This window comes from Bradyrhizobium sp. 147, assembly GCF_023073935.1.
Taxonomy (GTDB): domain Bacteria; phylum Pseudomonadota; class Alphaproteobacteria; order Rhizobiales; family Xanthobacteraceae; genus Bradyrhizobium.
The window spans coordinates 13248-32349 of record NZ_JADPKL010000081.1; the positions used below are offsets into that span (position 1 = coordinate 13248).

General features: G+C 57.3%; 12 protein-coding genes. 9 read left to right on the plus strand and 3 right to left on the minus strand.

Going from position 1 to position 19102, the window contains the following annotated elements:
- Positions 1-871: 871 nt before the first annotated feature.
- The 8 genes from IVA87_RS19170 (at position 872) to IVA87_RS19205 (ending at position 13634) form a co-directional block, all read left to right on the plus strand.
- Positions 872-1732: a MaoC/PaaZ C-terminal domain-containing protein gene (locus IVA87_RS19170; protein ID WP_247334588.1), complete on the plus strand. Its 861-nt coding sequence runs from the start codon at positions 872-874 to the stop codon at positions 1730-1732.
- 1095 nt (positions 1733-2827) lie between these two features.
- Positions 2828-3676: an acyl-CoA thioesterase II gene (locus IVA87_RS19175; protein ID WP_247334597.1), complete on the plus strand. Its 849-nt coding sequence runs from the start codon at positions 2828-2830 to the stop codon at positions 3674-3676.
- Between the two features lie 471 nt (positions 3677-4147).
- The gene (gene tesB, locus IVA87_RS19180) at positions 4148-5020 is read left to right on the plus strand and encodes an acyl-CoA thioesterase II (protein ID WP_247334598.1); all 873 of its coding nucleotides are present in this window, start codon (positions 4148-4150) and stop codon (positions 5018-5020) included.
- A gap of 863 nt (positions 5021-5883) precedes the next feature.
- Entirely contained in the window at positions 5884-6942 is a 1059-nt protein-coding gene (locus IVA87_RS19185) for a phosphotransferase family protein (RefSeq protein WP_247334590.1), read from the plus strand.
- 1437 nt (positions 6943-8379) lie between these two features.
- Complete coding sequence (locus IVA87_RS19190) at positions 8380-9513, plus strand: mandelate racemase/muconate lactonizing enzyme family protein (protein ID WP_247334592.1); 1134 nt, start codon at positions 8380-8382, stop codon at positions 9511-9513.
- Between the two features lie 1034 nt (positions 9514-10547).
- Positions 10548-11720: a pimeloyl-CoA dehydrogenase large subunit gene (gene pimC / locus IVA87_RS19195; RefSeq protein ID WP_247334599.1), complete on the plus strand. Its 1173-nt coding sequence runs from the start codon at positions 10548-10550 to the stop codon at positions 11718-11720.
- A gap of 68 nt (positions 11721-11788) precedes the next feature.
- Complete coding sequence (gene pimD, locus IVA87_RS19200) at positions 11789-12931, plus strand: pimeloyl-CoA dehydrogenase small subunit (protein WP_247334594.1); 1143 nt, start codon at positions 11789-11791, stop codon at positions 12929-12931.
- A 118-nt stretch (positions 12932-13049) separates the two neighbouring features.
- Positions 13050-13634 (plus strand): hypothetical protein, encoded by a 585-nt coding sequence (locus tag IVA87_RS19205; RefSeq protein ID WP_247334601.1) that lies wholly within the window; start codon positions 13050-13052, stop codon positions 13632-13634.
- Positions 13635-15819: 2185 nt separating this feature from the next.
- On the opposite strand, the gene IVA87_RS19215 is transcribed toward IVA87_RS19205, so the two are convergent.
- Positions 15820-15978, minus strand: coding sequence for an avidin/streptavidin family protein (locus tag IVA87_RS19215; protein ID WP_346658369.1), 159 nt, complete (start codon positions 15976-15978; stop codon positions 15820-15822).
- Positions 15979-17794: 1816 nt separating this feature from the next.
- Positions 17795-17956 (minus strand): hypothetical protein, encoded by a 162-nt coding sequence (locus tag IVA87_RS19220; protein ID WP_247334603.1) that lies wholly within the window; start codon positions 17954-17956, stop codon positions 17795-17797.
- Here IVA87_RS19220 and IVA87_RS19225 point away from each other — a divergent pair.
- Positions 17905-18285 (plus strand): TauD/TfdA family dioxygenase, encoded by a 381-nt coding sequence (locus IVA87_RS19225; RefSeq protein ID WP_247334596.1) that lies wholly within the window; start codon positions 17905-17907, stop codon positions 18283-18285. The genes IVA87_RS19220 and IVA87_RS19225 overlap by 52 nt on opposite strands.
- 526 nt (positions 18286-18811) lie before the next feature.
- Here the strand turns inward: IVA87_RS19225 and IVA87_RS35160 are convergent.
- On the minus strand, positions 18812-19102 hold the full coding sequence (locus IVA87_RS35160) for a transposase domain-containing protein (RefSeq protein ID WP_256466491.1): 291 nt from the start codon (positions 19100-19102) through the stop codon (positions 18812-18814).

The following is a 19102-nucleotide window of genomic DNA, read 5'->3' on the forward strand; positions in this document are numbered from 1 at the left end:
GATATGTCTGTCGGCTCAGCTGATTTGCGTAGAGTGGGCGCAACTTCCCGTGTCTGCGAGTTTCCGCGCTCGTCATTCGCGGGCGCTTGCCGCGTCTAAGGTAAGCGGTTTACCTCAATCTGGATGATGGAATCCCGGCGGCGATCAAGTTGTCCGATTTTGACCTCCAGAATCCAGCTGCATGCCCATGCTAATCCGAAACAACAAATAGGAAGAATGCCTTTTACAGCGTTCATGGATCATGGTGCTATCGAATGATAGTGCAATTCGATCAGTCGCCGACTTGGTGCCGCCAAGGAGGAAATGGCAGTTATATAATGTTTGTACTAGGCCACATCTGCAAGCTTTGGATGTCGGAAGCTGAGCTAAATCTGGTTCATGGAATTGGAAAGATGCGCCGAGGGAGCGACAAGGTATGGAGTGTGTAAAGGTTTCGCTGAGCCTTTAAGCTGTGCCCCGGCGGCGCCAAGCGATGTCCAATTTCTGACAGGTACAAGCCCCTGTCAGGTTTAGAACGGGGGGTATCCGGGGGGCAGCGTGATCAGACGCTTAACGCGTTCACGGTTCTGGCATGGCCGTTGCTAGTAAGGTTCAGCCACACTGAATGGAACGCTAAGTCTCGCAGGCGAAGATGAGCGATGATCGTACTCTGTGACATGTGTGTTGCCGGTCCTGAACAAAACGCAGACATAAAGCGCGCAACTTTGGCAATAGCTTCGGAAAGCAGCATGGAAGCGCTGGTTGCCTCCATCAATACGAGAGTTGGCTAGGAGTCGCGCTTGACGAGCACCGAATTTGATGGAGCGTGGACCTCCACTGCCGCTTATAAGCGGGGCCTGCCGCTAAGGTAACGAGAACGAGGAGCTGCTCGATGCCGATCGACTATCCCGCCATACTCGACCTCAAGACCGAAGCCGCCCCCTATTCGTGGAGCGATCGGGAGGTGATGCTTTACGCGCTTGGGATTGGCATGGGCTCCGATCCTCTGAACGAAAAGGAGCTGCAGTTCGTCAACGAGGCATTTGCAACGCCCAAACCGCTAAAGGTTATTCCGACTTTTGCTTCGGTCTGCGTCTGGGGGGCCCGACCCGGGTTCATCGACCTTAACCGCGTCATGGTCCTTGACGGCGAACGCGACATCACGTTTCACAAACCGATTCCCGCCGCAGCCAACGTTACTGCGGATGCGCGCGTACGCGGCGTGTACGACAAGGGAAGGGAGAAAGGCGCGATCATTCAGAACGAAGTCGTCGTTAGAGACAGCGCGTGCGATAAGATGGTCACGATCGTTTCTTCGACGTTTGCGAGGGGCGACGGCGGCTTTGGCGGACCATCGGAGGGAATGCCTGAGCCACATCAAATACCCCGTAGAGCGCCGGACCGATCAATCGATATCCCAACCCAGCCTGACCAAGCGCTGATCTACCGCTTGTCAGGTGATCGAAATCCGTTACACAGCGATCCGGAATTTGCGCGCCGGGCGGGTTTTCCCAAGCCCGTTCTCCACGGCATGTGCACCTATGGACTGACCTGCAGAGCCGTGTTGCAGACCTATGCCGACTACGATCCCTCCGCCTTCCATCGTCATCGCGTCCGCTTTTCTGCCCCGGTGTTTCCGGGTGAGATCATTACTGTTAATCTGTGGCAGGACGGCAATTCGATTTCGTTCGAGGCTCATGTTCAGGAGCGCCAAGTTACCGTCGTCAAGAACGGGCAGACATTGCTGGGCTGACCTGGTCTAGTTGAAGATACAACCGAATTGGCGCGGCACCCGTGCCGGTTCTAGAGACCAGTGCCGCGCGATTTTTGCCGCAAGGGCAAGGCGGTGCTTAGTGTAGCCAGCCGTTGCTTCGCGCCAATAAACGGTCCTGCAAAGGTGCCGAAAGCGTAAAATCCATGGTCTCCCTGAACGAGTCCGGCCGCGCTTGGGAGGTTCACTTAGGCCGCGGAAACTGCGATGTGAACGCCTATCTACTAGTCATATCTTACGAGGCGCGTGCTGTTAATGACCTGCTTGAGATCAGTGCTAACGACGTGAGCGCCGCCAAAAGAAGAGCCGTACCGGCGTTGAGTATGAAAAGTCACCTAGCGAGTAGTTGCAGTTGTGTCCTCGCTGACCGCGCTGCGTAGCCGTTGCGGGTGCGAAGCGGCCGGCACCAGCACTAGCGCGTACGGCTTGGCTCGGATGAGGAGGCGATAGCGCTCCACATAGGGGCCGATGAGCATCAGCTCACTATGGCCAGCTAGAGGCGTTTCATTGCAACGAATCGAATTCGAAGCTCCGTTCCCGAGCTGCCTTGGAGACGCAGGGGGCAAAAGTCGCTTGTGAGATCAGACGCCGTTGTAGGCTTATCAAAGAATCGTAAGAATCCAGCGAACCGAGTCGAATACGAAGCGTCACCCGTGCGGCAATTTTGAACGTAGCGCCATCCACAGCGTTCGGCGCGAGGGCGACGCTTGTTCTTCGCGATCGCTATCTGCTCAGCTGTCAGGTTTAAATGTGTATGTTCGGAGCGCGACGGTAAGGGCGAAGTATTTCGTTGCGCGGCTGGAAGTAGATGGACCTGCGCCTGCTCTATACACAGTGATTTCTGGCATGCCGGTTGCTGCCGTGACGTTGAAGCGTTGGGAAATGTTGGCAGGTCTGGAGTTACAATGAGAAGGTCTCGATTTGGTCAAATCAATACACAGCAGCACTGTCGCGTGGCGTTCATGCTACTTTGCGTTGGCAGCATGCCGTTCCAAAGAACGCGCTGAAACCTCGAAACGTCCTGTATGGCTGCGTGGCATGGCAGGAGATGACGCCGAACACAACGAAAGCGCATCAATGTCCCAAAGCTTGATCAACCTGCCCGCTATTTTGGACGTGGAACCGATCGAAACGAACCTATTTCGTGGCACTAGTCCGAACATCAACGCGCAACGGGTGTTTGGAGGCCAAGTGATCGGGCAGGCGATGGCCGCGGCATGCCGCACAGTGGAGGGTCGGCTGCCGAATTCGCTGCACAGCTGCTTCATCCGGCCCGGCGACCCGCAGGTGCCCATTATTTACAAGGTCGAACGGCTGCGCGAGGGCAAGAGTTATTCGACGCGCCACGTCAGCGCAATCCAGCATGGTACCGCAATCTTCTTTATCGTGGTCTCGTTCCATGCCGGGGAGGAGGGCGCCTTTGACCATCAGGACAAGATGCCTTGCGTACCGCTGCCGGAAAGGCTGATGGCAGAGGAAGTGCCTGAGCAGCCGATGTATTGTGAAACGACGGAATTTATCCGCCGTAATTACGCGATAGAGTTGTGCCCGGTCGAGCTCGGCCGTTATGTCGGTCAAAAAATTGACGACGGGCGCGTTCATGTCTGGATCAAGGCGGCGACGAGGCTGCGCGATGATCCAGTGCAGCATATGTGCGCGTTGGCCTATGCCTCCGATTACCCACTGCTCGATGCGGTGACGGCGCGCTATGAGCGCCCATTGTTCGACCAGCGTATGACGATTGCAAGCCTCGACCACGCAATGTGGTTTCACCGCCCGTTTCGAGCAGACGACTGGCTGCTTTACGCCAAAGAGTCGCCGAGCGCGCAAGGCGGACGCGGTCTCGTCCGCGGCTTGATCTTCGAGCCTAACGGCACATTGGTCGCATCTGTTACCCAGGAAGGTTCGGTGCGCGAGCGTCGCTGAGCTGTCATGTGCGTATAAACGTGATGATCATCTCGAAGATCCAACAGCCGCCGGTTCTCAGCCCGAGAAGCGTCCATCCCTCGTCCATGTGCGTTGTCGTGCTCGGACCCTCGTTCGGTTGAGTCGATGTTGCCAACCCGACAGTAACCGCAAGTATCGCCGCCGGCGCAGGATGAGGATACCGATTTCGCATCTCGAGACCGTCTTGTGGCACGGTGATTGCTGGGCAAGTGAAGGATCGTTGGAAAGGGTGGATGGGGTTGTCCGGGCCCAGGAGTTCAAAGGAAGGCGTCTCGATTCTTGCAAATCGATGTCAATGCACCAGCACAGTTGCAGCTGGCCCGCCTCAGCTGCAAACCACACGGGCCCAAGAATTCCCTTACGGCCCGAAAGAATGCTCGATTTTCGGACTTCGGCTTCATCGCACGGCTGCCATTCAGGGGAATGATGAAGAAAAGCAAAGGCGCGTCAATGTCTAAAACCTCGATCGACCTGCCCGCCATCTTCGACCTTGAGCCAATCGAGGTGAATCTGTTTCGCGGCAACAATCCAAATCCTCGTCCTCAACGGGTGTTCGGTGGCCAGGTGATCGGGCAAGCGATGGTCGCGGCATGTCGCACGGTGAAAGACAGGCTGCCGCATTCGCTGCATGGCTATTTCATTCAGACCGGTGACCCACAGGTTCCGATCGTCTACGACGTCCGGCGACTGCGTGACGGCAAAAGCTATTCGACACGCAGCGTCACAGCAATTCAGCATGGTAAGGCAATCTCTTCCATCGTGGTGTCCTTTCACGCAGGCGAACACAGCGCTTTCGATCACCAAAACAAAATGCCCGCTGTTCCGCCGCCGGAAATGCTCGCCGCAGAAGAACTAGCCAAGTGGTCGAAGTTCACCGACATACCGGAATTCATCCGCCGCTATTATGACCGCGACCGTCCGATTGAATTGCGTCCGGTCGAGATTAGCCGTTATGTCGGTCAGAAGGCCGATGACGGCCGCTTTCATATGTGGATGAAGGCCGCAGCAAAGCTGCCTGATGACCCGACGCTTCACATGTGCGCGCTGGCCTACGCCTCAGATTTGGCGCTACTCGATGCGGTCATGGTCCGCTATGGCCGCACTCTGTTCGACGGCCGCATGATTTCGGCGAGCCTCGATCACGCAATTTGGTTCCACCGACCCTTTCGCGCCGACGAGTGGCTACTTTACGCCAAAGAGTCGCCGAGCGCGCAAGGCGGACGCGGCCTCGCGCGCGGCTTGATCTTCAAGCGTGACGGCACGCTGGTAGCGTCCGTCTCTCAGGAGGGCTCGGTGCGCGAACGGCGTTCGGTCTCCGACTGAGCAGAAACATCCTGAGACCGGCAGTCGTGCGCCTCACCCCCGTCAGCAGTATTGCGATCAGACCCCCTTCATCTGCGGGAGCGTCGAAGTTGCGCCATCTGCGCGAAAGGCAATGACCGTCTTATGCTCTCATTGTTTCCGCCAGCTCTTGAGAAGCGATACGCTTTGACTAAACGGAATCATCATTTGCGTCTTCTTAGCGTGCGCGAGGCCGGCTCCAGAAACTGATGTTTCCAGACCCCACGTGAGCCAACCGCACAAACGATCGTAGAATTTACTCGGAGAACCAATTTGGGTGGGTAATCGCACTGGCCTGGGGCATTGTAAACGAATGAACGATGCCACTAATGACGCGCGATCATCTGCAGGCGAATTCACAAACATTCGTCGAGTGAGGAACGCTGCGATCCTACCGTGTTCGTCTTTCACGCAAAATAGGGCCTTGCGGCAGCATTCGCAGCCCTTACCCAGGCGAGTCAAAATCGTATTGTCAGCGCAGTGAGAAATGAGATCTGACCCACGTCGGCTTCAGATGCGCCCGTTCGCATCGCCAAAAGAAGCCACTCTTGGGCGAGCTAACCGGCCGGAGATCCGGACAGAAAGTCTCGATGAATGAGAATTGTGCTGTATTGGTATTTAGCCGAAGCGGCTTGCGAATAATCGAGCAGGCGATTCGGACCTCGGGCGGGGCCCAACCGACGATGCGGAACCCGTGCGACCGAGCTCGACACGCGCGATGCGTCTCACGGAGGGCCCCGATGAAGTGCACTGCCGCACAATTGTCAGACTTGAATTTCGGAAGCATCCAGCTGCTCGGGTGCTAAATGAAGCGGAACGCTTCAACAATTTCGAGGAGCGTCACCGTGGCCGAGGGCTTCAGGAAGGACGAGGAGTTTTCGGGCACGAGACCCGTCGAAGAGCGACATCGCATCGACGAGAGCCGTCTCGACCGTTGGATGCGCAAGCATGTCGAAGGCTATACCGGTCCCTTGACCGTCTTACAGTTTAAGGGAGGCCAATCCAATCCCACATACAAACTCGATAGCCGCGGCCGTTCCTACGTGTTGCGCAGAAAGCCGTTCGGCAAGTTGCTGCCGTCGGCGCACGCGGTCGACCGCGAGTACCGCGTCATCTCGGCGCTAGGCCAGCAGGGCTTCCCGGTTCCAAAAGCGTTTGCGCTCTGTACGGACGATGCCGTCATTGGTACGGCATTCTACATCATGTCGATGGAGGAAGGCCACGTCTATTGGGATCCGACTTTGCCGAGCCAGCCTGCCGAAATGCGGGCAAAGATTTTCTGCAGCAAGATCGAGACTCTCGCGAGGCTGCACATGTTTGATCCCGATAGCATCGGCCTTGCGGACTTCGGAAGGCCTGGCAATTATTTCGCGCGCCAAATCGATCGCTGGAGCAAGCAGTATCGCGCCTCGGAGACGCAATATGTCCCGGAGGTTGAAAAGCTGATCGAATGGCTGCCCAACACGATTCCCGAGCAGAAACGTGTCTCCATCGTGCATGGCGACTATCGGCTCGACAACATTATCTTCGATGCAAAGCAGCCGCGCGTGATCGCGGTACTCGACTGGGAATTGTCGACGCTCGGCGATCCCATGTCCGATTTTACCTATCTGTTGATGCAATGGATCAGGCCGGGCCTTGCGGACGCCGACCTGAAGACGCTCAATATCCCGAGCATGGACAAGGCCGCGCAAATCTATTGCGACTGCACGGGCAGCGAGCTGCCGGACTTGAATTGGTATTTTGCGTTTAATTTCTTTCGGTTGGTCGGCATGACTCAAGGCATCGCAGCCCGCATCCGAGATGGCACCGCCGCCAACACCAAGGCGATCGAAGCTGCCAAGCGCACCGTGCCGCTCGCGAAAGCATCATGGAAGTATGCGCAGAAGGCGGGCGCGAGGTAACGCAAATTGTTGAAACCAGCCGATGTCAGGAGAGTTCTCAGTGAGCAGTTCTCGGCCTCAAGTTCAATAGAGGCGATCAGCGGTCCGCGGCGCCTGTTCCTCCGAGCCGCCTCACGCCCTAGACGCAAGAAGCGCAGCGGTCGGCGCACCGCGGTGAAGAGATGGCGATCGAATAGCAAGCCTGAGCACCGTCGGGCCGCCTGGCGTCACGCCATCTTGTGCTTCTTCAGGTCCATGCTCAGACATCCGTCGGCAGATCTCATACCGATCAACAAGCTGTTCACCGCCTGGCCGTTCCTGGGCTCGAGACATTCGGTAACTTGCATGCCGCATTCATTTCCCATCGGCCGCGTCCATAGCGAGTAGCAGGGCCTATAGGGCTCGAACAATCGCAAGTCGTCGATCGCCCAGTCCATGGAACCTCAGATGGCTCTGATGCGCCGCAGTCCGCGCGAATGTACTCCTCACCTGACTAGGTAGTGTCCCGATCGCTGTTGACGGTGTACAGCAATACTGTCGCCGCTTCGCTATATCGGCCGTGGGTACAGACATGAATAGCCTAGTTGATCCCCTGCACGTCCGACAATTGCTATATGATTATGCCGCCGTCACAACCGGCTCAATCGTCAACAAGAGCGTCCATGTCTCCAACTTTTCAAGTGTAATCGCTTCCCAAGAAACTCACGAAATGGGCTTTGATGGACCTCGACAAAAATCGACTTCGCGTTTACAGCCCGTTCGAGCGTATGAGCTGTTACGCCCCAGCTTTACAGAGCATCTTGCAGAGGTGTTTGGCGTTGACCCGCTCCCACATGCCCATCCTCACGACGGTCTATAAGATTATGCCCGGTAATAGCCTTCCAATAGGATGGGTTAAGCGCGAACAGCATCTGTACAGGCATACCCAAAAACCGTGGCAGGAGTAGCAAGCGGGAGCCCTTTTGCCATGATTTGGTATTTGGCGTGGTGGCAGCGATGGCTGGACGGGTCGTTGCGCAATACGGATATGGGCATCAATCAAGCCGGAGATGTCGGCTGAGGCTCTCAAGACGCCCGATATTAACTACCTCGGCGATGATTGTCTCCGCGAACGCCACGCGGCGGCGCATACCAAGTCGGGTGGCCGGAGCTTGCTGCTGTCCGGCGATGCACAGCGAGAGGCAGTGATCTGCTGCTCCCATGCCGTGCCTGGCCGACGACAACCGGACACGCCATGGTAAATACCGGCGATCTTCGTGTACGAACGCCCGGGTATCTTGTTCCGTTTCTAACAGACCTGGATAGATCTCGCTTCAATACACTGAGCGTCGTTTCCTATGTGCGAACATTCTCAAAGTAAAAGGTTAATGTGTTCGAACGTCGCAGCACGGGCGTTACCTGTTTAGGAGCGGCTAAACTGAATAACGGCACGCAGCAGGACTGGAAAGGCGAAAGCTGATGAAGATCACGGGCGTTCGCACCCATATCCTTCAAGCCGCGCTGTCGGAGCCTCTTGCCTCCGCCCGTGGCTGGTATGATACGCGCACAGCGATGCTGGTCGAAATCGAGACCGACCAGGATATTATCGGCTGGGGCGAATGCTACGGGCCGGCAGGGATGACGGCTGCCGTGATCGAGAGCGTCGCGCCATGGCTGATCGGGGAGGATCCGCTGCGCACCGAGTATCTCTGGCAAATGATCTATGCGCGCCTGCGCGATCACGGCCAGAAGGGCGTCGTGATAGAAGGCGTGAGCGGTATCGATATCGCGCTCTGGGACATCAAGGGCAAGCATTTCGGCGTTCCCGTGCATCAGCTGCTCGGCGGTGCGCAGCGGACTCACATCGTCGCCTACGCAACTGGCCTCCATAGACGCCAAGTTGAAGACCCCACCCGGGATCTAGCCGAGGAGGCGGCGCGCTACGTCGATGAGGGCTTCTCGGCGGTGAAGCTCAAGGTCGGCTTCGGTGTGGAGGAGGATGCGCTCGCGACGCGCGTCGTGAGAGAGGCGATCGGGCCGACTGTGTCGCTGATGGTGGACGCGAACCACGCCTTTGACAGCGTCGCAGCGATCCGTCTGGGCCGTATGATCGAAAAACACGATATCGAGTGGTTTGAGGAGCCAGTGCCGCCAGAGGATCTTGCCGGGTATAGAGCGGTAAAGGCGGCAATTTCGATACCGATTGCGGGCGGAGAATGCGAGTTCACTCGCTTCGGATTCCGCAACCTGCTCGTCTCGCACGCGCTCGATGTGGCCCAGCCCGACATTTGCGCGGCAGGTGGGCTCTCCGAATGCAAGAAGATCGCTGACATGGCAGAGGCATTCGGCGTCCGTTATAATCCGCATGTTTGGGGCACCGCCATCGCAATTGCGGCATCGCTACATTTACTTGCCGTTCTCCCGCCGCACACACGGTCCTCGCCCATACCCCTAGCGCCGCTGCTGGAGTTCGACCGAACCGAAAACCCACTCCGGCAGGCGATTGTCACCGAGCCCATCGAGCACGCTCGCGGCATCGTCCCCGTACCTAACGCGCCGGGGTTGGGGATCGAGATCGATCGCAAGGCGCTAGTCCGATTTGCTAGGCAGTGATGCATCAGCTGCCGTGCGCGACCGCAACATTGCTGAATGGCAGGCGCTTGCGCTAGGTCGCTCAAGCCTCGCGAGCCCCAGCCACACGTCTGGTGATCCGGACAGACACCGAGCGATGCTCCTGTCCCTCGCTCGCGTTCATAGTCATGCCTGGTGTTCGATCAGCATTCATCAAGCGCAAGTTCGAAGAACCGTTGTGCTGAATAATAATGTCGGTGGTCTGCTTAGGACCGGCTGTTGCGGAAGGGGTCTCGTCGAACCAGCTGGCAGATCGACGAGGGCAGCATGAGTCCTGCGCGCGGGGCGTCAGCCGTTCTGGACCCTTGTCGCCGGGGAGCTATCGTGCGGAGAGCACCTCAATCTTACGTTTGGCAGCATTGTCGCAACCTAGCTGGAGATTAGGAACGCGAGCAAATCGATCGGCCACCCGCGCGACAGTCGAGCAGATGTCAACCTTCAATTGTCGTGCGAATTACGACAACTGAGGCATCTGCATCCGTGCAGATCTGGAGCTATCGTTCGTTCGAGCTCGGTAGTCCTGAGAACGGGGATGTCTGTTCCGTCAAAGCCCAGGTAATCTACGAACGACTCGTTTTCGTATCGAATTAGAAAGTCAAAGCGTTCGAGCGTTGTTGGCACGGCCGTTGCTACAGAGAGGCTACAACACTGTCAAAGAGGCGGGCTGAATGCATTTTGGAAGGCAGGATGGATGCTGCGCTCGCTCTCGCAAACCGGGGTGCTCGTTTCTGACGGAGAGAGAGGCGGGAATAGCAGCACAATCGTTGACGTCGATTGAGAGGGAAAAAACTCCTTAGGGGCAAATCACACTTTTGCGTCAAAAAGCTAACGAGAAGTTGAGCTGGACATGGGCCCATCATCCTACGGCTTCGCAGGAGCCACTAAAAGGAGATGCCTTCGTGACGCAAGAATACGCTTCGCGTTCAGTTCACCTAACGTCGAGGCCTCGCCCGATTGGCATGAATGGACAGGCTTTCGCAGCCCACCCCGCCTTGATCCGGTTGCAGGAGAATCCGATGGATCTTGTATTCACCGACGAAGAACAAGTGTTCCGAGAGGAAGTGCGCCAGTTTCTGCGCGATAATGTATCTCCCCAAATGCGGCACAACATGGTCGAAGGCCGCCATGTGTCGAAGCAAGAAATGGTCACTTGGTGGCGTATCCTCAACAAGAAGGGGTGGAACGTCAGCTCCTGGCCGAAGGAATATGGTGGCACAGGCTGGAGCTCGGTCCAGCACTACATCTTTAGGGAGGAACTGCAGATGTATCCGGCGCCGACGCCGCTCGCCTTTGGCGTCGGCATGGTTGGTCCGGTCATATACACCTTCGGCAACGAGGCGCAGAAAAAGTATTATCTACCGCGCATCGCAAACGTAGATGACTGGTGGTGTCAGGGCTTTTCGGAGCCCGGCGCCGGCTCGGATCTTGCTTCGCTCACGACCAAGGCCGAACGTAGGGACGACAAGTGGATCATCAATGGACAGAAGACGTGGACCACATACGCGCAGCACGCCAACATGATCTTCTGCCTCTGCCGCACCGATCCCAGCGCCAAGAAGCAGATGGGCATTTCCTTCATCGTCTTCCCATTGGATACGAAGGGCGTGACGGTGCGCCCTATACAGACCATCGACGGTGGCTATGAGATCAACGAGGTTTTCTTCGACGACGTCAAGGTGCCCTGCGAAAACCTGATCGGCGAGGAAAACAAGGGCTGGGACTACGCAAAGTTCCTGCTCGGCAACGAGCGCACTGGTATTGCAAGGGTCGGCGTCTCCAAGGAGCGCATCCGGCACATCAAGGAGTTGGCCTCCAGCTTCGAAAGTGACGGCCGTCCTTTGATCGAGGATCGCACCTTCCGGGAGAAGCTCGCCATCTCCGAGATCGAGCTGAAGGCACTGGAGCTTACGCAACTGCGCATTGTCACCGCCGAAGGAAAGCACGGCAAGCCAAATCCCGCGTCTTCCATGCTTAAGATGAAGGGCGCACAAAGCCAGCAGGCCGCGACTGAGCTCTTGATGGAGATGATCGGGCCATTCGCTGCGCCCTATGACGAACATTCGCACGAAGCGATGGGCTGGACCGCGCAGATCGCGCCGAGCTACTTCAACAACCGCAAGGTCTCGATCTACGGCGGCTCTGACGAAATCCAGCGCAACATCATCGCCAAGGCGGTGCTGGGGCTCTAACCCTTCTTCCACCCTGCAAATGGGGAAACGGCAGCAGGTCCAGATCCATTGCCAGGAGAAGCTGAGATATGGACTTCAATTTGTCCGAGGAGCAACGGCTCCTCAAGGAAAGCGTTGATGGATTCTTGACCGATGTCTACGATTTCGAGCAGCGCAAGACATATTTGAGGGAGAGGGGCGGCTGGAGCAGACTAATCTGGAGCCGCCTTGTGGAGCAGGGCCTGCTCGGGCTTCCCTTCGTCGAAGCCGATGGCGGGTTTGGTGGCGGCGGCGTGGAGACCATGATCGTGATGGAAGCGTTCGGCCGAGCGCTGGTGGTCGAGCCTTATCTCACTACCGTCGTGATAGGCGGCGGCTTCCTGCGCCGTGGCGGTTCGGATGCGCAGAAGACAGCTCATCTGCCAGGGATCATCGACGGGAGCAGAACCTTCGGCTTCGCGCAGCTCGAAAGGAACTCTCGCTATGATCTGAACGATGTGATGACCTCCGCAAGGAAGACCGGCGATGGGTGGGTCATTGACGGCGAAAAATTTGTCGTGCTCAACGGCGAGAACGCCGACACCTTGATTGTCATCGTCCGCACCAAAGGCGCTCGACGCGATCGAGATGGCATCGCGGTGCTTTTGGTGCCTGGCGACGCAGTAGGCATCTCCAAGAAGGGCTACCCGACCCAAGATGGGCTGCGTGCCGCCGACATCAGCTTCACAAGGGTCGAGGTGGGCAGCGCAGCTGCGATCGGCGATCCCGAGAACGCATTGCCGCTGATCGAGCGGGTGGTAGACGATGCCCGCACCGCGCTTTGCGCCGAAGCCGTGGGCCTGATGGACGAATCGCTGAGGACCACAGTCGAGTATATGAAGACGCGAAAGCAGTTCGGGGTGCCAATCTCCTCGTTTCAGAGTCTGCAGCACCGCGCCGCCGACATGTTTGTGGCGCTCGAACAGGCGCGCTCGATGTCGATGTACGCTACAATAGCCGCGGATATGGATAATGCTGTCGAGCGTGCAAAAGCTGTCGCTGCGGCTAAGGTGCAGATCGGAAGGAGCGCAAAGTTCATCGGCCAGCAGTCGATCCAGCTTCACGGTGGATTTGGCATGACCATGGCCGCTAAGATCGGCCACTATTTTAAGCGGCTGACCATGATCGAGAACACGTTTGGGGATGCCGACTATCACCTTCGTCGGGTGAGTGAGACGGGCGCGTTGGTGTGATTTGTGGCACTTGAGAAAATGGGTGTTTCAGTTTGAATCGTTCTTGCTGAGACGTCCAGCATTTGCGGATGTAGTCGTGAAGTTTGAGACATCATCACGGTCTTGAGCCGTCGCTGCCATGCTGTCCAATGTCCTGACGACCCGGCGCGTTCACTTACCCGCGTCGCTCGGCCTCAATCCGATCGATGACCTGAACAAAGCCTGGGGGTGCGGCCTTCCGGCCGATCCGGCGCCAAACCCCCTATTTGTGCTCGCGCTGATGGATGTCGTGGGCAAGACGATCGATCAATGGAACGTTGCGAACAATTCTTCCGAAAATACCAAGCAGCAGATGTGGGGGCCGAGGAAAAATTGCCAAAACCCGCGAGCATACATTGGAGCGCGGGCACGCCGTAACGGCAAGGACGAAGATGTCCTTGCCCTTGAACCTCAGTACCGCGCGCGTCCGCTGGACGGTGTTTGGGCAACAGCTCCGTATTTGCACAACGGGTCCGTGCCGACGCTTAAGGACATGTTATTACCCCAGGGCCGGCGGCCAAACTCTTTCTGCGTGGGCAGCCGCAAATTCGATCCTGTTGGCGTCGGGCTCGTTGCGAAAGTGCGAGCGAACGACGCCTGCGCGGCCGGCCTACGGACTTCAACGTATCGCTGCTTGGGAATAGCAATCGCGGGCATTCCTTTGAGGACAAGGAAACCGATATAACGAAGCTGCCGCCTGGGGTCATCGGGCCGGAATTAACCGACGCCGAACGGCGGGCGCTTCTGGAGTACTTGAAGACGCTGTAAGGAAGTGGTTACCGCTGGAAGCTGGACGCTCATCGCCCGACGGCAGATCAAGCCGATCGTTTTGAAGCACACCATCCACGAAAACTAATCCGCGTATTGTACATATCACTCACTGTCGTGAAAGGGAGCGCCGGAGTTCGTTCCGAGGAAAAGATGATGGCGGCGCTCCTTGATTCGATTGCCGATCTTGCCGGCGCGAGCCGGGCTTGGCTGAGCAATTCGATCAGAAGGCTGAACTCTGGCCAGTTTGGAGGCTTCATCAGGAGTAGAGCCGTTAACTCAGGAGGTGCTCCCGCGATCGAGCTGCGTATGCGGATTGGGCAGACATCTACGCGGAAGGTGAACTGGATTGCGCAGCGGGCCTTCTGCGTCATCGACAGAGCTTGCCGGGTTCACGACATCGAATAGATTCATTATTGATGATGCGCCACGAGCGGGCATGTTCAACCCTGAGGCCCAGCTTGGCGCGGACAAGACCATCAGGCTATCGAACGACTAGCCAGACTATGTCGGTAATCTTCGCTAAAGAGATTAGACCTAATGACGCGCGATGTTCTTTCGTTATATGATCATGCAACGTTAAGTGAAGAGACTTAAGACCATTCCCATCGCCGTTCACATTCGCAATTGCTAAAATTTATGTTGTGAAAGTTGCCGCGCAGTGCAGTCATTGCGCCGCTCCATTGGAGGAGACTTTCTGTGCTCAACTCTGAAACCGCCGCCTGCCTCCGTCGAATTCTGGATGAAGTGTGCAAGGACCTGTCGCGGCACGAGACCGGCATCCGAGCGCACGTCGCTTCCAAAAGTCTAGAAGCCGCCTCACGCGGCGAGACGTCCGTCGAAGTTCTCAGGCAAGTTGCGCAAACCGCGTTGAGCAGCGCTCCCTCCATGTGGCCTCAGCAAAGTTCTCGTCGGTCTTCATCCGAAAATACAGGTGCCGACGAACCTGCCGGGCCAACCAAACAGGATTAAAGCAGACCGATCCGAATCCCATCTACAAGGCGCCCGCGAACTGGAACCATTCAGGGAGCGCGCCGTCTGGAAGCTGATCCGGAACGGCTAAGTGCGCGAGACGGCATTTGCCGAAAAGGGAATCAGTTCAGGGACTGGCCAGCGGGTCTCGCGAAGCGCGATCATATGCCTCCAGACTCACCAAACAACCCGCAAGGAAGCTGGGCGATTTGGTGCGCAGAGACGGCGAGCGCCGCAAGTTCGAGTAAGCTAGTCCAGCTGAATAAGACGGCACGGAAGCGCGCCGAAAGCTCAGGGGAAAACATCACCCGCTTGCGATGTCCCGTCGACGGATTAGAACCTTTGAGCGACCTGCCTCCAACTGTCACTGCGGGCTCGTCGAGATCCTCCGACTGCTACATGCGGCGCGGTACTGACTTCGGATCGGACGGAGCGGTGCTCGACGTTCGCCGAAGATCTCCGAAACGGGCCGTGCACGGAGGTTCGTGGTGCTCGAGCGCGAAGGGGCAACGCGATACATTCGCCGCGGCCGACCTGAGCAGCGAGAGTACGGAAGGGGCGGCTAGTCCGGCAAGGTGTCGGCTGTTGCATCGTGGAGCATGCTAGGTGGCGCCGATCAGGGTGAGATTTCGCTCTCATCCTGTTTGTCGCGCACCCCCTCGGGGTCCGCAGCTCTGACGAACAAGTGCGTCAAGACGGTCGCGTCGGCGGGGTGTGCATGGCGTCACCAAGCCTGGAGGCGCGCAACTGACAAGCGATCAGAAGTCAGCCCGCGCGTATACACCGAGCGGATCGTTCCCGTCGCCGGCATGATTACTTGTGAATTATAGGTGCTGTCGGTTTCAGTATCGAATCTAGCCGACTCGACTTTGATATCACTTCAGGCTCTTCCTCGTGTTCGAGAGCTTCTCGCCTGCGCTACTCTCGGTCACGACGCCGCCACTGGAACGTAAGTTGCCCTGTCGCCAGCCTTGAATGTAAAGGTATCTGCGCCGGCGCTGATACCATTCCCTACAACCGGCTCTGCGAGCGAGAGCAACCATAGACCCTGAAAGCCCGTCGCGCTATCGAGCTGTCCGTCTAAACGGTCGTCGGTCCGCATCCGACAAATTTCACGGTTAGCCTGATGACTAGCCTTGATTGGTCTGAGCAAGCCGGCCGCTTGCCGGTTGAGGCACGCCCGCGTCGCGGGAGCAGCTTGCATTGTTCGTATATGTGCCGCAGATCGCGCCTGTATTCTCGTCAAAGGTGTTGCTGCTCAGTGTTGAGCCATATTGGTTGGTCCAGATCCCAGATAGGTTGCGCCTGTACCGAAGTCACTAGCCCCACTCCGAAGCCTCAACCGGGTCATCCAAGCCTTCTGCGACATCGTCCACTCCGCCGAGCTCAGCAGGAGCCAGCCATCTGCAGGTTAGCGGCGTCGTTCAAATCTATGAGAGCGCCCGAATTGAACGCTGCTTTGGGCCCGCGCCTTTCAAGCTGCCAACAGCAACGCCTGCTAGGCACCCCTTATCTTTAGCGGGCAGTGAGACCGATCTGCCGGCCGAGCCAAGCAAGACCCCAAGCACAATTTCGCACGGCGCTGCTTACAAGCAGCTTTGTCTGCACATGCAAGTAAGCCCGAACGGAGTCTCCCGCTGCCTGTGACGAACCTCAGCTTTTTGAAAGGGTCCTTGTTGGCGATGCGCAGACTTACACGACGGCTCGGCCGCGTGGGCGCGTCGTTACGCAGTTGTTGCATTCTTTCATCGTCGTCTCTTAAACCTCGCAGTTTTGGTGCGTGTCTGATCATCTTTGCGCGCCGTATGGTTGCATGAAGGCAGGGGCGATCATTAGGAAGATGGATTCCCCGCTTATGATCTTAGATCCGATGCTGCCGTAGGCGTCGTGCTGCTAATCGGGGCAAAATAGCCTGCCCATAAAGTGCGGCTTTGCAATGTGAGAGCGCGAAGTCGCTGCATTGTCTCGGGGCCGCACCGTATTCTGCGCGGTCCCCGCGCTCTGTCTTCTGTTCTCTGCGGGCAACTGCCAGGAAGCCAAAACAAGCTGCGTTCCGTGAGGAAAATCTCCGCCTCCGGACAGAGCAAAAACGTTACGTCACAGCCCGGACGACCTGCATTCCGCGACGCGCGCAGATTTCGCAAATCGAGGGATTGAGTCCGTTGTTTAGCTGCAATGGGAGTTGCAGCGTTAAAATTTTCCGCGGCTTTCCTGCTCAGCAAGAAGAGCATCCCAATAAACAGCCGACGAAAGACGAGGCGCATTGACAACTCCAAGTCGCGAGGAAAGTGATTGCGAGCGGAAGTAGTTGTATACACAAGATACTCTCTCTGATAGAGTTGCTTGCCGAAGCTGGGTGTCTGTCATATCCGCTTCGCGAGCGCCGGCCGCCAACGAGTTCGATTCTCGTCGTGCGGATGAGGCCAAGCCGGTCGCGTCAGGTGACGTTGCAATCGTTGTTCGACGAATTTCCAAGGACGCGTTCGGAGACGAGGCGAACTTTACTCAAGATCGAAAAGAAAGCTGGTTTCGTTTCATGGACTGGACATGGATTGCGTCTATGATTTGTATCGTCGACAGCTGCAAAGTCGATCTGGTGGCGCTATATGCGAGTGCCCTGCATGGAGCGGCACTGGCTGTGTACGCCGCACTCAGAGGGAGTCAGATCCTAAGATGATGGTGCTCTGTAACAAGATTCAGCCGGCTCCTTGTGCGGCGTGGGTTACCCGCCCCTCAGACAACTCGCATGCGTGTCATCAAGACGGATTTGTCGCGTTTATCGCCAGGCGTAACCAACAAACACGGAGTTTGTTTAGACATCCACAGAGAAAGGCGCTGTCATGAGTGGCACAATGACCGTTGATAATGTCATTCCGCGAGCAGACATCGTCAAGCACGCGGACCGGCTTGGGATCGAAATCAAGGACATTACGCAGTCAGACGATTTGTCTGACGAGGCACATAGCCATTAACCGGCTGCTGCTTGAGCATAAGGTCATCTTCTTCCGTGATCAGGGACATCTGGCTGATGCCCAGCAACAGCGTTGTGTGCTGCGGCTTGGCTCGCTGATACGCAGTCCCACAATGCTGGACACAAGGGGAGGCTTAACAATCCGGAAGACGCTCCCTGATGGCGCCTGCGATCATGTTGATCAGATGAACGGTGATGATCTCTTCAGCTCCGACATCTTCGGTGCCGCCGACCAGCAATTTCAGTGCTGCGAGGTGCAGAGATCCCGCCGCTTGGCGGGGAGATCGCTTGGTCAAGCTCGGTGGCCGCTTACCTTGACCTTCCCGATCCGCTGCGGATGCTCGCCGATAACCTCTGGGCTGTGCGCTTCGCCGCATTCGATCAAACTGCCACGGACCGGGCCACCGAAGCCGCCAGGAAGGCATTGGAGGACGTATCCATCGGAACGATCTACGAAGTGGCGCATCCGGTCGTTCGTGTTCATCCCGAGACTGGCGAACGCATGCTCTCGCTCGGCCGTTCCGTGCAGAACTTTGTCGGCCTGCAGCGCTATCCCAGCCAAAGGCTGTTCGAACTTCTGCAATCCTATCTCACTGCCCCGCAGAACACCTTGTGCTGGAATTGAAAATCAGGCGACGTCGCAATCTGGGACAATCCCGCGATTGAGACGTATCCCGTTAACAAGATCGACAGTCCTCATTGGGCATGGACCGGCTTGCGATTGAGGCCGGCGTACCGCACATCAAGAGGCTGAAATCGCGGGCCGCTGAGGCTGCCTAGCAGTATCCGCAGGTCCGGTTTTCGTAAGACGCTGGCGGTCCAAGGCTAAGTTGCGGCCTTGCAATGTCGAGCGGCGCCGGGCCTTCTTATCCCGGCAGGACCGGCGAACCGGTGCGGGCAATCTGCCTCTCTTGGGCGCGCTGGTCTCATAGCTTGGGCATGCCGCGCGGTTCACTGGAGCGTGTCGCGATCGAAGCGGAATGTGTCCGCAAAGACGGACGCTGGCACATTCTTCAGGAGTGGACATGTTCAGGGTGTCCGATGAGATCCAGAGGGCTTGAGATTGGGGCTGTAGGGCGGCAGGAAGAGTAGACCCGCGTCTGCGATGTGGCGGGCCCTCTTCGTTCTTCTGGCTCGACAGATTGTGAGGATCACCGTGTCGCTCTGGCGCAATACGGCGAGGAGAATTTGCTCGACATGGGCCAGGAAGTACTCGGCCCTGATCGGGCCGTCGCCCACAAAAGATGCAATCGGCTCTTTGCAAGTGAGGTCTGCAACAAATGTGGTCGTCTCCAATGGCCGTTCGGCCCATCGCCGATGGCGCGTGGGCTGGCGTGGTCCAGGCTATGGGGATGACCGTCGATGATCGCCTCGAGTGTTTCAGCGATGTAGGCAGCCGGGTTGACGCTGTTGAGCTTGCAGGTAGCGACTATCGAGGCCAG